The sequence below is a fragment of the Nocardia shimofusensis NBRC 100134 genome, assembly GCF_001613125.1.
GTDB classification, from domain to species: Bacteria; Actinomycetota; Actinomycetes; order Mycobacteriales; family Mycobacteriaceae; genus Nocardia; species Nocardia shimofusensis.
In genome coordinates this window covers 167,188-180,626 of record NZ_BDBT01000010.1, presented here as the reverse complement: position 1 = coordinate 180,626, position 13,439 = coordinate 167,188, and the positions used below count along the sequence as shown (strand labels likewise).

Genomic DNA, 13,439 nt, shown 5'->3' with positions numbered 1-13,439 from the left:
CGGGGTCTCCAGTCCTTCGGCGCGGCCGAGGCCGACGCGGCGGCGCGACGCTGCGGGTGATGGAGGGTCATTATTTCATCCACCCGCAGCGTGTGGTCACGCTTGCGCCGCTCAGCCCTGCGGTAGGTCCAGATCCGCCATTTCTCGTTCGATCGCGTTGGCGGCGAAATCGACGCCGCGCGCGCGTAATTCGTGAACCCGGCGATGCAACGCCTCGATTCCCCCCGGCTGGGCCGCGATATCGGCCACACTGATCCGCCCCTTGGAACGGTGCATACTCGAATCCTGGTACGACACCGCGGTACCTCCTGCCCGTCAACGCATCATGCGCGCCACGCCGGAGACTCGCCGAGTCGCGAAATAGCGCGCATGCAGGCAAAATGGTATCAGCGGCACCTACTGGTCGCTTGACCATTGTGCGATCAATCACAGTGTCGCAAAGTCACAGTACCGTGGCCTTGCGATGGGTGTCCGTGTTGTGCACGTAGACCGCGGCATTGAGCCGGATGCCGTCGACTCCCGCATCGTCGAGTTTCCGGCGGATCTTGCCGGGCACGCCCGCGACGAGCGATCCGGGCGGAATCTGCGCGCCCTCGGGGATCAGCGCGTTGGCCGCGATCAGGCTGCCCGCGCCGATCACCGCGCCGTTGAGCACCGTCGCGCCCATGCCGACCAGCACGTCGTCGCCGACGGTGCAGCCGTGCAGGATCGCGTTGTGTCCCACCGAGACTCCGCTGCCGATGGTCAGCGGGAAGCCGGGATCGGCGTGCAGCACGCAACCGTCCTGGATGTTGGTGCGCTCGCCGACGGTGATCTGCTCCAGATCACCGCGCACCACCGCGCTGTACCAGATGCTCACGTCGGCGGCCAGGCGCACCCGCCCGATCACCGTGGCGTTCGGCGCCAGCCAGGCGCCCTCGTCGATTTCCGGCGCGAAACCGCCGGCCTCAATCCTCATGGGTCGAAAGTAACCGGCCGCTGTCGCGGGGAACGCGGCGGCTCGGAGTTCCGGGCTCCGGCCGGATCGGCGGCGCCGAGGTTCGTCCGGCCGCCGGTCGCGGGTGTGTTCGTGGCGAAACGCCTGACAGAGGTACACGATGGCGGTATGCGAATCGGTGTGCCAGGGGAGGTCAAGGAACAGGAGTTCCGCGTCGCGCTGACACCGGCGGGCGCGGGAGAGTTGGTGCGGCACGGTCACGAGGTGCTCGTGCAGCACGGCGCGGGCCTCGGGTCGGGGTTCACCGACGACGCCTACGCGGCCGCGGGCGCGCTGCTCGCCGAGGACGCCGATCGGGTGTGGGCCGAGGCCGAGCTGGTGTTGAAGGTCAAGGAACCCATCGAGCCCGAGTACCAGCTGATGCGAGGCGACCAGGCGCTGTTCACCTACCTGCATCTGGCCGCCTCGCGGGACTGCACCGAGGCGATTCTGCGCTCCGGCATCACCGCCATCGCCTACGAGACGGTGCGCGCGGCCGACGGCTCGCTGCCCTTGCTCGCGCCGATGAGCGAGGTCGCGGGCAAACTGGCCGCCCAGGTCGGCGCCTATCACCTGATGGCGCCGCTCGGCGGCGCGGGCGTGCTGCTCGGCGGCGTGCCCGGGGTGCGGCCCGCTCACGTCGTGGTGCTCGGCGGCGGTGTCGCGGGCAGCAACGCCGCCACCGTGGCGGCGGGCATGGGCGCGCAGGTGAGTGTGCTGGACACCGATCTCGCCCGCCTGCGCGACCTCGACGCGGCGTTCCACGGCCGGATCACCACGCTCGCGTCCAATGCGGCCGAGGTGGAGCGGGCCGTGCGGGCCGCCGATCTGGTGATCGGATCGGTGCTGGTACCGGGCGCGCGGGCGCCGAAGCTGGTGACCACGGCGATGGTCGCGGCGATGCGGCCGGGCGCGGTGCTCGTCGACATCGCCATCGACCAGGGCGGCTGCTTCGAGGGCTCGCGCCCGACCACGCACGCGGAGCCGACTTTTCCCGTGGCCGGGGCGCTGTACTACTGCGTGGCGAACATGCCGGGCGCGGTGCCGCACACCTCGACACTCGCCCTGACCAACGCCACCCTGCCCTACGTGCTCGCCATCGCCGACCAGGGCTGGCGCGAGGCCTGCGCGTCCCGCCCCGATCTGGCGGCGGGCCTGACCGCCGAGGACGGGCTGCTGCTGTCGCCACAGGTAGCCGAGGCGCACGGCATCACCGTGACGCGGCCGGTCGGATTGGCGGGCTGACCGGCCGCGCGAGCTACGTGGTGCCGTGCCGGAACCAGTTCCGCTCGCCGTCGGTCGGCAGATCGTGCAGCTTGTCGGGGTTGCGGACCACGTCGATGGCCACGATGCGGCCCGCGTCGACGGTGAAGGCCCACACGCCGGTGTGGGTGCCGTCGAAGACGAGCAGCCCGGGTTCGCCGTTGACCAGCACCGGGCGGCCCCAGGCGTTCGCCGCCGACGGCGCGCCGTACCAGCCGAGCAGCAGCTTGGCGATGACCTCGGCGCCGGACACCGCCTTTCGGATGGCGGGCACCTTGCCGCCGCCGTCGGCGGTGAGGGTGGCGTTCGCGTCCAGCACGCTCAGCAGCGCGCTCAGGTCGCCGCTGCGCCACGCGACCGAGAACGCCGTGACCACCTTCTCCTGTTCGTCCGGGGAGGCGGGGAAGCGAGGGGTGCCCTGCTCGACGTGTTTACGGGCGCGGGAGGCGAGCTGGCGCACCGCGGCCGGAGTGCGGCCCACCACTTCGGCGACTTCGGGTCCGCTCATGCCGAACACGTCCTGCAACACGAAGGCGGTGCGCTCGGCGGGGGAGAGCGATTCCAGCACGACGAGCAGGGCGGTGGTCACCCGTTCGTCCTGGCTCACGCGATCGGCGGGATCGTCCCAGGCCGAGACCTGCGGTTCGGGCAGCCATTCGCCGACGTACTGCTCCCGACGGGCGCGCGCGGAGCCGAGCTGATCGAGGGCGAGGCGGCCGGTGACGGTGGTGAGCCAGGCGCGCAGATTGTCGATCTCCTCCGGTCGCTGCTGACGTTGCAGCCGCAGCCACGCCTCCTGCACCACGTCCTCGGCGTCGGAGAGGCTGCCGAGCGTGCTGTAGGCGAGTCTGCGCAGGTAGGGGCGGTGTTCCTCGAAACGTCGCGCCAGTTCGGCGGTGTCGGCGCCGCCGATGGCGCCGGAGTCGGGGGAGGTCATCGTGTGCCACCGTTTCGTGAGGGCCGAGAGCGTTGTGCTGGTTTCGGGAGGACGACGACGCCGCGGTACGGAGTGTGACATCGGCCCGGCCCACGATATTTCGCGCGTCGGCCGGTCGTTAGGCTCGCCCGGTGCGTACGGGGATTTCGACCGCGACCGGTCTGCTGCTCGGCTTCGCGGCAGACCGGTTGTTCGCCGATCCGGCGCGCCTGCATCCGGTCGCCGGATTCGGTTCGGCGGCAACGGCCCTGGAGTCGCTGACCTACACCGACAAGCGCTCCGCCGGCGTGCTGCACGAGGTCGTGGCTGTCGGCGCGGTCGTCGGTCTCGGGGTGGCACTGCGCGGAGCCGGCAGGGGTGGCGTCGCGGTGACGGCACTGGCCACCTGGACCGTGCTCGGCGGCCGCAGCCTGGCCCGCACCGGTCACCGGATGGCGGAGTGCCTCGACCGCGGCGACATCGACGGGGCGCGCGCACTCCTGCCCTCGCTGTGCGGTCGCGACCCGTCCGTGCTCGACGCCGACGGGCTGGCCCGCGCCGCCCTGGAATCCATCGCCGAGAACACCTCCGACGCCGCCGTCGCGCCGCTGGTGTGGGGCGCGGTCGCCGGGGTGCCCGGACTGCTCGGTTACCGCGCCATCAACACCCTGGACGCCATGGTGGGCTACCGCAACGCGCGCTACGAACGCTTCGGCTGGGCCGCCGCCCGTACCGACGATCTGGCGAACCTGGCGCCCGCGCGGGTCGCCGCGCTGCTGACCGTCGCCCTCGCACCGCTGGCCGGCGGCCGCCCCAGCGCTGCCTGGCGTGCCTGGCGACGCGACGCGCGCAAGCATCCGAGCCCCAATGCGGGCGTGGTCGAAGCCGCGGCCGCGGGCGCGCTCGGCATCCAGCTGGGCGGGCTCACCCGTTACCGTCACGGCACCGAACGGCGACCCACCCTCGGCGACGGCCCCGCGCCCACGGTCCCCGATCTGCGTCGCGCCGTGCGGCTGTCCGAGGCGATCCAGGTCGCGGCCGTCGTCTGCGCCGCCGGGGTCGCCGCCCTACGTCACTGAGCGGGTCTCGCCATGACGACGTGCGAGGTGGTGGTGTGACCGGCGGTCGGTCCGGCAAGGAACCGATGCGCGATACGAGGCCGCCGACCCCGCAGAACCCGGCAAGCCGAGAGATCGCCGGCGAGGGTCACCGATTGCGGCCGTAGCGATCGGCCAGCCGAGCCTCGGCGGTCTGCCGGACGTGCGGCGCGGCGGGCTTCGACCCCTCCGGCGATTCGGACGCGGTCGACCCGGGTGTCACCGATTCGGGGTTCGACGATCCGGAGGGCGTCGACTCGGCCGACGGACCGGCCGACGGCGTCGGCGACACGGGTTCGGTCGGCGTGGCGGGGGCCTCGACGCTCTTGCTCCTGCGACGTTCGCGGATCTCGGCATAGACGAAATAGCCGAGTCCGAGCGGTGCCATGATGCCGAAGGCCAGCCACTGCAAGCCGTAGGACAGGTAGGGGCCCGCGTCGAGCTGGGGGAGCGGGGTGGGACGGAAAGCGCCCGGCTGGCCTTCCGACAGTTGCAGGTAGCCGCCGCGTTCGCTCACCGGCAGCGGGGTGAGCGCCAGGTCCATGACGGCGCCCGCCTGGGTGACGTCGATGGAGTAGATCTGACGGTAGCCGTCCTCGGTCAGCGGGAACCGGTCCGGGCTGACGCCCTCGGAGTTGCGCACCCTGGCTTCCAGACGTAGCGGACCCGTCGGCGGCTCGTCGACCTGCGGCGCGCGGGAGCCGTCGACACCGGCGACGAGTCCACGGTCGACCAGCAGCATCCGGCCGTCGTCGAGCCGGAATGCCGCGAGCACCGCGTAGCCGGGCGCGCCGTCGAGGTGGCGCAGCCGCACCAGCACCGTCGAACCGGGCACGAAATCGCCGGAGGCGGTGACGCGCCGCCATTCCGCTCGGCTGTCGGTGGGGGCGGCGAGGACGTCGGTCACCGGCACCGGGGCGGCACGCACCGACTCGGCGATCAGATCGTTGCGTTCCTCGGTGGAGGTGTTCTTGCCGAGCTGCCACGGGGCGAGCACGGTGAAACACAGGTAGGCGAAGGCGACCACGACGACCGCCAGGATCACCCAGCTCGGCCGCAGCAGGAACGTCAGCTTGCGCATGAGGGCCGCCCGTCGATTCCGGCGGCGCCGAGTGCGGCTCGCGTCCAGTCCAGCAGGCCGGGGAGGGCGGCCTCGATCTGGTCGCGGACGAGTTCGAACGCGGCCTCGTCGTCGTAGTAGGGATCGGGGACGTCCGGCCCGTCGGCGGCCGGGTCGAAGCTGCGCAGCAGCCGCCTGCGCTCTGCGGGCACGCCGAGCCTCGCCAGGTCCCGCTCGTGGCCGGTGTCCATGGCGACGAGCAGGTCGGCGTCGCGGTGCACGTCGCCGACGACGGCGGCCACATGCCCGATCGGGTATCCGTATCTGTCCAGGGTGGCGGTGGTGCGGTGGTCCGCGTCGGCCCCCACGTGCCAGGACTGGATGCCCGCACTGCTGACCCGGACCCGGTCGGCGAGCCCGGCCAGGTCGAGGTGGTGGGCGAACATCTTCTCCGCCATCGGCGAACGACAGATGTTGCCCGTACAGACGAACGAAATGTGCAGCTCACCCACACCTGCCATTCTGGCCGTCGCCCGCACGAGCCCGCCACGTAGGGTGTTCAGTCGTGCCCTCCGACACAGTCGATCACGCGTTGCTGCGCCACCACGGCGACGTCGACGCGCGGCCGGGGATGCTCGATTTCGCGGTGAACGTGCAGGGCAGCGCCCCGCCGCCATGGCTGCGCGCGCGCCTCGCCGCGCGCCTCGACGACCTCGGCCGCTACCCGAGCGCTGTCGACCACGACGCCGCCCGCGCCGCCGTCGCCACTCGTCACGGCCGCCTCGCCGACGAGGTCCTGTTGCTCTCCGGCGCGGCGGAAGGCTTCGCGCTGCTGCCGCGCTTGACCCCGCGTCTGGCCGCGTTGGTGCACCCCTCGTTCACCGAACCGGAGCTGGCTCTGCGGGACGCGGGCGTCCCCGTCACCCGCGTGCTCCTCGACCGCCCCTACGTCCTCGATCCCGCCGTCGTGCCCGAGTCCGCCGACCTCGTCGTCCTCGGCAATCCCACCAACCCCACCTCGGTCCTGCACCCCGCAGCGACCATCCGCGCCCTGCGCCGCCCCGGCCGCGTCATCGTCGTCGACGAGGCATTCATGGACGCGATCCCCGGCGAACCCGAGTCGCTGGCCGGTGCGGCGGGACCCGACGTCCTGGTGTTGCGCAGCCTCACCAAGACCTGGGCGCTGGCCGGTCTGCGCTGCGGCTACTTCCTCGGCGACCCGGCCCTGCTCGACCGTCTCGCCCACGGCCGCCCGCACTGGCCGCTGGGAACCTTGCAGCTCGAGGCGATCCGCGCGACCGCGACCCCCGCCGCCCTCGCCGAATCCGACGCCCGCGCCCACACCCTGGCGGTCCGCCGCGCCACCATGATCCGACGTCTCACCGCCGTCGGTGTCGAGGTGCACACCCCCGCCGCGGGCCCGTTCCTGCTGCTGCGCATCCCCGAGGGCGAGACCGTGCGCACCCGGCTCGCCGAGCGCGGCATCGCCGTCCGGCGCGCGGACACCTTTCCCGGCCTAGGCCCCGATCACCTGCGGGTCGCGGTGCGCGGCGATGCCGAGGTCGACCGGTTGCTCGAAGGGCTGCGGACGGTGATGCGGACACCCGAAGCCGGTCGCCGTCGCCGACCGGGCGGCCCGGCATGATGGGTTCGGCAGGTGGCGCGAAACAGGAGGTCGAGGGTGACGAAGCTGGTGGATCTGGTGGAGGTACTGGACGCGGCCTACCCGCCGAGGCTCGCCGAGTCCTGGGATTCCGTCGGGCTGGTCTGCGGTGATCCCGACGACACCCTGACCCGGGTGCTCTTCGCCGTGGACGCCACCGCCGACGTCGTCGCCGAGGCCATCGACTGGCGCGCCCAAGCGCTGGTCGTACACCATCCGCTGCTGCTGCGCGGCGTCGACACCGTGGCCGCCGACACCCCGAAAGGCGCTCTGCTGCATCGGCTCATCCGCTCCGGCTGCGCGCTGTTCACCGCCCACACCAATGCCGACTCCGCCGATCCCGGCGTCTCGGACGCGCTGGCCGCCGCCGTCGGTCTGACCGTGACCGGACCGATGGAGCCGAAACCGGTGACGGCCGTGGACAAATGGACCGTTCAGGTGCCGCAGGCACACACCGAGGCGGTACTCGCGGCGCTGTTCGCGGCCGGTGCCGGTGGTTCCGGGGCCTATCGTGACTGTGCCGTGCGGGTCGCCTCGACGGGACAGTTCCGGCCGATGCCCGGCGCGAGACCGGCGATCGGCGACATCGGCGAACTCGAGGTCGTCGCCGAAGATCGCATCGAGGTCGTCGCCGCGCCCGGCGCGCGCATCGCTGTGCTCGATGCGCTGCGGGCCGCGCATCCCTACGAGGAACCCGCCTACCACGTCACCGAGCGCGCCACGCTGCCGTCGAGCCTCGGGCTGGGGCGCGTCGGTGTGCTGCCCGAGCCGCAGACGTTGAGCGAGTTCACCGCTCGCGTCGCGCAGGGGCTTCCGCACACCGTCTGGGGCGTGCGTGCGGCAGGTGACCCGGACCGGGTGATCGAGCGTGTCGCGGTGTGCGGCGGCTCGGGTGACTCCTACCTCGGCGCGGTCATCCGCCTGGGCGTGGACGCGTACCTCACCGCCGACCTGCGCCATCACCCCGTCGACGAGCACCTGCGCAAGAACGGCCCCGCCTTGCTCGACGCCGCCCACTGGGCCACCGAATTCCCCTGGTGCGCACAGGCGGAAGGCGTCGTGCGGGCGGCGCTCCCGGATCTGGAGACTCGGGTGTCGACCCTGCGCACCGATCCGTGGACGGTGTGCGCGCAGCCCTGATCGCCCCCGCCCCAGCGAATTCGGGCGGCGTGTCCCGCTCGGACGCGCGGGTGGACGCGAGGTTCGACGGGCTGTGACAGCCGCGAATGGGTACAACTACCGCATGAACTTCCCGGTGGACTTCGGGGTCGCGCAGATCGGTTTGATCCTGCTGCTCCTCGTCGGTGTGGCGTTGTTGATCTCGGCACTGCTGAAAGTGCGCACGGTCGGATTGCGCGTATTGATCGGTCGCGGCGCGAGCGGTCTGGCCATCCTGCTGGTCGCGGTGGTGATCCTCTGGATCGTCACACTGCTGCAGACCTACCTCGGTCTCACCGGGGAGATCAAGGCCGCGCACGCCGTCGTGCGGGAGGTCGACGGCCAGGATCATCAGCTCGAGGTCGATCTCACGATCTACGGCGACGAGGACACCGAGGAACGCCGCGAGACCTTCCAGGTGCAAGGCGACATGTGGGTGCTGCAGGCCAATATCGTCGAACTCGAACCGTGGGTGAACGCACTCGGCTTCCACTCCGGCTACAAGGTGACCCGCCTGTACGGCCAGCGGCTCGACGGCGTCGCCACCACCCAGAACCACATCTTCCTCGACGGCGAGGACCGCGACTTCTTCGAGGACATGCGCGACGGCAGCTGGTACACCGAGCCTTTCGTGCGCTCGGCGTACGGCAACGCCGTCATCGCCATGCCCGGCGAATACGACGTCTACATCTCCCGCGACGCCATCAAGACCCGCGCCGCGGGCGAGTGAGCGAGGCTCACCAGGCGTGCGAGCGCGTCCGGAGAGCCTCGATCCGGTGCTGCAACTGCCGCACGAGTTCGTCGACCGGCGCGGGACTGATCGAGAAAGCGTCGGCGTCGTGGTTGACCAGCAGATAGCGTCCGTCGTCGGGGTAATCCAGCCAGATGAACGCGTGCCCGTCGTTGGTGGGCCGCGCGTCGATCGCGATCCCCGGATGCACGGAGATCTCGCCGGTGCCGATGCGCGGCCTGCGCACGAATCGGTTCAGCTCCTCTTCCGGCGCGAGCCGGGTCGGATGGCGCGCGTACACCGGCCGATCCAGATCGGACCGCCGCGCGGTGAACGGCGCGTGCCGACCGCCCGCGCAGCGCGGCAACCGGGCGGCGATCTCGGTGGCGACCGTGTGCGAGTAGCACATGGTCAGCACCACATCACGCCCGTGCTCCCTGGTCGGTCCGGGATGCTGCACGGCGATGGTGGCGACCTGGCCGGAGATGCCCGCGTGGATCCGTACCACCCGATCGGCCCGCGGCCCGTGCAGGCCGTGCACCTCCACCCGCACCTCCGGCTCCAGCAGCACGGTCAACGCGCGGTGCAGCCGCTCGTCGAAGATCTGCTGCAACCGTCCGGCGGTCTGCGCGCGCAGCCGCTCGTAGTCGTCGCGATGCTCCATCCGTTCGGGCCGGTAGCTCAGTGGATACGGCAGCCGATCGCGCCCCAGCACCTCGAGTGCTATTCGGAACGCGAGACCGTCCATCTGCCAACGTAGTTCACTCATCCGCCGATGACCCCGCCCGGCGGGAGCACGCGCGGTTGTTCGCCGAGCAGTTCGGTGGTGCGGTCCTGGACCAGGTAATCGGGAATGTTGTGCTCGCTCTCGTCGTCTTTGCCGCCGCCGCCTCGGCCGGCGCCCATGCCGCCCATGCCCGGCATGCCGGCGCGCCCGCTCGCACCCGCGGCGCGGGCGTTGCTCACTCCCGCGCCGGTGGGTGCAGAGGTGCTGCCGCTACCCGGAATGCTCGCCCCCGGGCCGGGCGTAGACCCCGGCGAGCCGGAACCCGGCGAACCCGAGCCGGGGGAGCCCGAACCCGGTGAGCCGAGACTCGGTTTGCTGCTCGGATCGGTCGGGTTGCTCGGCTGGCTCGACGCGGGCACGGTGCTCGCCGGATCCGTGGACGCCGGATCGGTGCTCGGGTCGTCGGTCGCGGACGGATCGTCCGTCGACGAGGGATCCTCGGTCGAGGACGGGTCGTCGGTCTTCGAGGGATCCTCGGTCGAGGACGGGTCCTCCGACTTCGACGGATCCTCTGAGCCCGGCGTATACGGATCGTCGTCCGAATTCGACCCCGGCGGCCTGCCCGGCCAGTCCGTGCCGCCGTCGGGTTTCGGATTGCTCACCGGATTCGTCGGCTCCGGCAGGATCGGCGTCTGCTTGTCGACCTCGGTGGCGCCCAACTGGTAGGTCTTCATGACCTCCTGTGCCCTGGCCTCCGCCTCGTTGGCTCGATGCTGGCCCAGCTTCAGCACGCCGTTGCCGGGGACATGGCCGAGGAATCTGTCGACCGCGTCGAGTTCCTCGGGCGGGGGGACGGATAGTTTGGCCTGATCCAGATAACCTTGGATCAGGTCGATACCACCGGCCACCTGCTGGAAACTCACCTTCAGCGTTTCGAATTCGTCTGCGTAGGACTGGCTCGCCGTCATCGCCGAGTTCGCGGCCCTACCGCTCCAGTACATGTTGATGTCCTGCTCGATGCCTGTTCTGAACGCCTTGATCGCGTCCCCGGCCTGGTCGGTCAGCTTCCGCCAGCCGTCGGCCCCGGCATTGATGTCGGCTTGCTGGACTCCTTTAGGGTTATCGGGGTCGCCGGTGCCGTTCAACGCGTCGTAGATCTCCCGATGCGACCAGGTATCGAACGCCTCGGGGTCGGTGATCGCCGGGGGCGCGGGGTTGTTGTACTCGCTCGACAGCTGGCTGTACTCGTTCTGAATGTGCTGTCGATCGCCCTTCCACTTGCTCGCCGCATCGTCCTGCAGCGTCTGATCCCGCTCGTTGTTGGCGTCGGAGGTCCGGTGACCGTTGATCCCCGCCAACCCGGCCATGGCCGCATACAGTCCCAAACCCATCAGTTGACCCCCTCGGTTCGTGCATTCATCCGATGCGCCGCGGCCCGATCGGTCCGCTCGAGGTTCCCGCTCGAGGTTCCCGATTGCCGCAACGGTGAGGCGGCACGTGGGGCGACGGCGGTTCGCATGGTTCTCCTGGCGGCGTCGGAAGACAGTCGACGTAACTATATGACGCACCCGCCCGGGGTTCGGTTCCCGTGATTTCGTGGGGTCTGTGCTGGGTTCGGCGGGCCGTGGGCCGGAGCAGGGGTACGCTCGACCCTTGCCCGCCGGGCCTCGGCGGGCGCCCATTCGTCCACAGTGTGCAGGAGTCTGTCCGCGTTGAATGTCGAACCACCGATCCAGGCCAAGCTGCTCCAGCTCGCGGCTGTCGATGCCGAGCTGACGCGGATCGCGCATCGGCGCACCGTGCTGCCCGAGCAGCAGGAGGTGGAGCGGCTGGAGGCGCTGCGCAGCGAGCACAAGGATGCCGCGGTGAAGGTGGAGATCGTCATCGATGATCTGGACCGCGACCTCGAGAAGCTCGAAGGCGAGATCGAGGCGGTCCGCAAGCGCGAGGAGCGCGACCGGGGGATGCTGTCCTCGGGGGCGGTGGCGGCCAAGCAGTTGTCGGAGATCCAGCACGAGCTCGGCAGCCTCGAGCGCCGCCGTGGCGTGCTCGAGGACGAGTTGCTCGAGGTGATGGAGCGGCGGGAGGCTTCCTCCTCGGACCACGATCACGCGGGCGCGCAGCTGAGCAATACCGAGGACGAGCTCGCGCGGGCGCGGCGGATGCGTGACGAGGCGGTGGCCGACCTGGACGTGGCGCAGACCCGCTGCGAGAACGATCGCGCCGCGCTGCTGGGCGCCTTCCCCGCCGAACTGCTCGCGATCTACGACCGTCAGCGCGCCCAGCAGGGTGTGGGTGCGGCGCTGCTGCAGGCGCGCCGGTGCGGGGCCTGCCGGATCGAGCTGGATCGCGGGGAGATCGCCCGGATCGCCAAGGCCGCGCCCGACGCCGTGGTGCGCTGCCCGGAATGCGGCGCTGTCCTGGTGCGCACCAAGGAATCCGGTCTGTGAGGCCATGAGGTCATGTCCGACGAGAAGGTGGCCGACAAGAAGGTGGCGTACTCGAAGGTGATCGTCGAAGCCGACGGCGGGTCGCGGGGCAATCCCGGACCGGCCGGTTACGGCGCGGTCGTGTTCGACACCGATCGGACGGTACTCGCGGAACGGTCCGCCGGTCTCGGCATCGCGACCAACAATGTCGCGGAGTACCGGGGCCTGATCGCCGGCCTGGAGGCGGCGGCCGAGCTGGGGGCCCGCACGGTGGACGTGCGGATGGACTCCAAGCTGGTGGTCGAACAGATGTCGGGGCGCTGGAAGGTCAAGCACGCGGCGATGATTCCGCTGGCCGAGCGCGCGCGCAGGCTGGTCGCCGGCTTCGACCGGGTCACCTTCACCTGGATTCCGCGCGAGCGCAACAAGCACGCCGACAAGCTGGCCAACGAGGCGATGGACGATGCGCTTCTCGTCGAGGAAGTGCGAGCGGCCCGCGCCGAGGGCCACGCCGCGACCGATCTCGGCGCCGGTCGCGGCGAAACCCGGTCCACTCCCGACCGCTCGGACAACGGGACGGAGAAGCTCACGCCGCGATCCGGTGGCGCCACGACGACTCCGCGCTCGGAGACCCATGCGGCTCCCGGTCCCGGTTGGACCGGTGCGGTCGGCCGCCCGACCCGGCTGCTGCTGTTGCGCCACGGTCAGACCGAGCTGTCGGTCCAGCGGCGCTACTCCGGCCGAGGCAACCCGGCGCTGACCGAGCTGGGCCGGGAACAGGCTGCGCGCGCCGCGAAGATGCTCGCCGCCAAGGGCGGTGTGGAAGCGGTGATCACCTCCCCGCTGACCCGCGCCACCCAGACCGCCGAGGCCGCCGCGAAGGCGCTGGGCGTGCCGATGCAGACCGATCACGGTCTGATCGAGACCGATTTCGGCGAATGGGAAGGGCTCACCTTCGCCGAGGCGGCCGAACGTGATCCGGAACTGCACGCGGCCTGGATGGGCGATCCGTCGCTGCCGCCGCCGGGCGGGGAGAGCTTCGACGCGGTGCGGGCCAGGGTCGAGGCGGCGCGACGCGATCTGATCGCGCTGTATCCGGGACGCAATCTGGTGGTCGTCAGCCACGTGACGCCGATCAAGACGTTGCTGCAGCTCGCGCTCGGAGTGGGCCCCTCGCTGCTGTACCGGTTGCACCTGGATCTGGCGTCGCTGTCGATCGCGGAGTTCTATCCCGACGGTGGGGCGTCGGTACGACTGGTCAACGACACCTCGCATCTGAGCTGAGCCGCGCGCGAGCACGGAAATGTTCGCGCGATTCCACTACCGGGTACGCCTGTCTCGTGAAAAGGTGAACCCGGCTGTGGGCGGGCGGTTCGCGCGGTGGTGAACCCGGCGCGAATGCGCCCTTCGTTCTTCGGAA

The 13,439-nt window shown here is 70.8% G+C and carries 14 protein-coding genes; 7 read left to right on the top strand and 7 right to left on the bottom strand.

From position 1 onward, the window contains the following. Window positions 1-111: 111 nt before the first annotated feature. The gene (locus NS3_RS13855) at window positions 112-276 is read right to left on the bottom strand and encodes a hypothetical protein (RefSeq protein WP_228805469.1); all 165 of its coding nucleotides are present in this window, start codon (window positions 274-276) and stop codon (window positions 112-114) included. Window positions 277-442: 166 nt separating this feature from the next. Next, complete coding sequence (locus tag NS3_RS13850; protein ID WP_067859322.1) at window positions 443-958, bottom strand: gamma carbonic anhydrase family protein; 516 nt, start codon at window positions 956-958, stop codon at window positions 443-445. A 147-nt stretch (window positions 959-1,105) separates the two neighbouring features. Between NS3_RS13850 and ald the strand changes: the two genes are divergently transcribed. Then, a complete protein-coding gene (gene ald / locus NS3_RS13845) occupies window positions 1,106-2,221 on the top strand; it encodes an alanine dehydrogenase (RefSeq protein ID WP_067859528.1) in 1,116 nt (371 codons plus the stop codon). 13 nt (window positions 2,222-2,234) lie between these two features. Here the strand turns inward: ald and sigJ are convergent, their stop codons facing one another. Further along, complete coding sequence (gene sigJ, locus NS3_RS13840; protein ID WP_067859320.1) at window positions 2,235-3,176, bottom strand: RNA polymerase sigma factor SigJ; 942 nt, start codon at window positions 3,174-3,176, stop codon at window positions 2,235-2,237. Between the two features lie 131 nt (window positions 3,177-3,307). Here sigJ and NS3_RS13835 point away from each other — a divergent pair, with 131 nt between their 5' ends. Further along, the gene (locus NS3_RS13835) at window positions 3,308-4,234 is read left to right on the top strand and encodes a cobalamin biosynthesis protein (protein ID WP_067859315.1); all 927 of its coding nucleotides are present in this window, start codon (window positions 3,308-3,310) and stop codon (window positions 4,232-4,234) included. Between the two features lie 127 nt (window positions 4,235-4,361). On the opposite strand, the gene NS3_RS13830 is transcribed toward NS3_RS13835, so the two are convergent. After that, a complete protein-coding gene (locus NS3_RS13830; protein WP_067859312.1) occupies window positions 4,362-5,333 on the bottom strand; it encodes an SURF1 family cytochrome oxidase biogenesis protein in 972 nt (323 codons plus the stop codon). Then, on the bottom strand, window positions 5,321-5,833 hold the full coding sequence (locus NS3_RS13825) for a low molecular weight protein-tyrosine-phosphatase (RefSeq protein WP_067859308.1): 513 nt from the start codon (window positions 5,831-5,833) through the stop codon (window positions 5,321-5,323). Before NS3_RS13825 ends, NS3_RS13830 begins: the two co-directional genes overlap by 13 nt. A gap of 44 nt (window positions 5,834-5,877) precedes the next feature. Here NS3_RS13825 and cobC point away from each other — a divergent pair, with 44 nt between their 5' ends. The 3 genes from cobC to NS3_RS13810 all read left to right on the top strand — a co-directional run bounded on the left by cobC (window position 5,878) and on the right by NS3_RS13810 (window position 8,863). Then, window positions 5,878-6,957 (top strand): Rv2231c family histidinol phosphate aminotransferase CobC, encoded by a 1,080-nt coding sequence (cobC, locus tag NS3_RS13820; RefSeq protein WP_067859305.1) that lies wholly within the window; start codon window positions 5,878-5,880, stop codon window positions 6,955-6,957. Window positions 6,958-6,993: 36 nt separating this feature from the next. Next, window positions 6,994-8,115: a Nif3-like dinuclear metal center hexameric protein gene (locus NS3_RS13815; protein ID WP_067859302.1), complete on the top strand. Its 1,122-nt coding sequence runs from the start codon at window positions 6,994-6,996 to the stop codon at window positions 8,113-8,115. A gap of 103 nt (window positions 8,116-8,218) precedes the next feature. Continuing rightward, entirely contained in the window at window positions 8,219-8,863 is a 645-nt protein-coding gene (locus NS3_RS13810) for a hypothetical protein (protein ID WP_067859522.1), read from the top strand. 7 nt (window positions 8,864-8,870) lie between these two features. On the opposite strand, the gene NS3_RS13805 is transcribed toward NS3_RS13810, so the two are convergent. Both NS3_RS13805 and NS3_RS29085 read right to left on the bottom strand, forming a co-directional pair. Beyond that, a complete protein-coding gene (locus NS3_RS13805; protein ID WP_067859299.1) occupies window positions 8,871-9,632 on the bottom strand; it encodes an ESX secretion-associated protein EspG in 762 nt (253 codons plus the stop codon). Next, on the bottom strand, window positions 9,629-10,981 hold the full coding sequence (locus NS3_RS29085; protein WP_067859296.1) for a PPE domain-containing protein: 1,353 nt from the start codon (window positions 10,979-10,981) through the stop codon (window positions 9,629-9,631). Before NS3_RS29085 ends, NS3_RS13805 begins: the two co-directional genes overlap by 4 nt. 321 nt (window positions 10,982-11,302) lie before the next feature. On the opposite strand from NS3_RS29085, the gene NS3_RS13795 reads away from it, so the two are divergent. After that, window positions 11,303-12,040, top strand: coding sequence for a zinc ribbon domain-containing protein (locus NS3_RS13795; protein ID WP_067859294.1), 738 nt, complete (start codon window positions 11,303-11,305; stop codon window positions 12,038-12,040). 12 nt (window positions 12,041-12,052) lie between these two features. Beyond that, entirely contained in the window at window positions 12,053-13,303 is a 1,251-nt protein-coding gene (locus NS3_RS13790; protein WP_067859291.1) for a bifunctional RNase H/acid phosphatase, read from the top strand. The last annotated feature ends 136 nt before the right edge of the window (window positions 13,304-13,439 follow it).

Excerpts from the sequence above, each read along its gene's own strand:
- NS3_RS13855 (WP_228805469.1), bottom strand. The coding sequence starts at position 276 with ATGCACCGTTCCAAGGGGCGGATCAGTGTGGCCGATATCGCGGCCCAG.
- NS3_RS13850 (WP_067859322.1), bottom strand. The coding sequence starts at position 958 with ATGAGGATTGAGGCCGGCGGTTTCGCGCCGGAAATCGACGAGGGCGCC.
- ald (WP_067859528.1), top strand. The coding sequence starts at position 1,106 with ATGCGAATCGGTGTGCCAGGGGAGGTCAAGGAACAGGAGTTCCGCGTC.
- sigJ (WP_067859320.1), bottom strand. The coding sequence starts at position 3,176 with ATGACCTCCCCCGACTCCGGCGCCATCGGCGGCGCCGACACCGCCGAA.
- NS3_RS13830 (WP_067859312.1), bottom strand. The coding sequence starts at position 5,333 with ATGCGCAAGCTGACGTTCCTGCTGCGGCCGAGCTGGGTGATCCTGGCG.
- NS3_RS13825 (WP_067859308.1), bottom strand. The coding sequence starts at position 5,833 with ATGGCAGGTGTGGGTGAGCTGCACATTTCGTTCGTCTGTACGGGCAAC.
- NS3_RS13810 (WP_067859522.1), top strand. The coding sequence starts at position 8,219 with ATGAACTTCCCGGTGGACTTCGGGGTCGCGCAGATCGGTTTGATCCTG.
- NS3_RS13805 (WP_067859299.1), bottom strand. The coding sequence starts at position 9,632 with ATGAGTGAACTACGTTGGCAGATGGACGGTCTCGCGTTCCGAATAGCA.
- NS3_RS29085 (WP_067859296.1), bottom strand. The coding sequence starts at position 10,981 with ATGGGTTTGGGACTGTATGCGGCCATGGCCGGGTTGGCGGGGATCAAC.
- NS3_RS13790 (WP_067859291.1), top strand. The coding sequence starts at position 12,053 with ATGTCCGACGAGAAGGTGGCCGACAAGAAGGTGGCGTACTCGAAGGTG.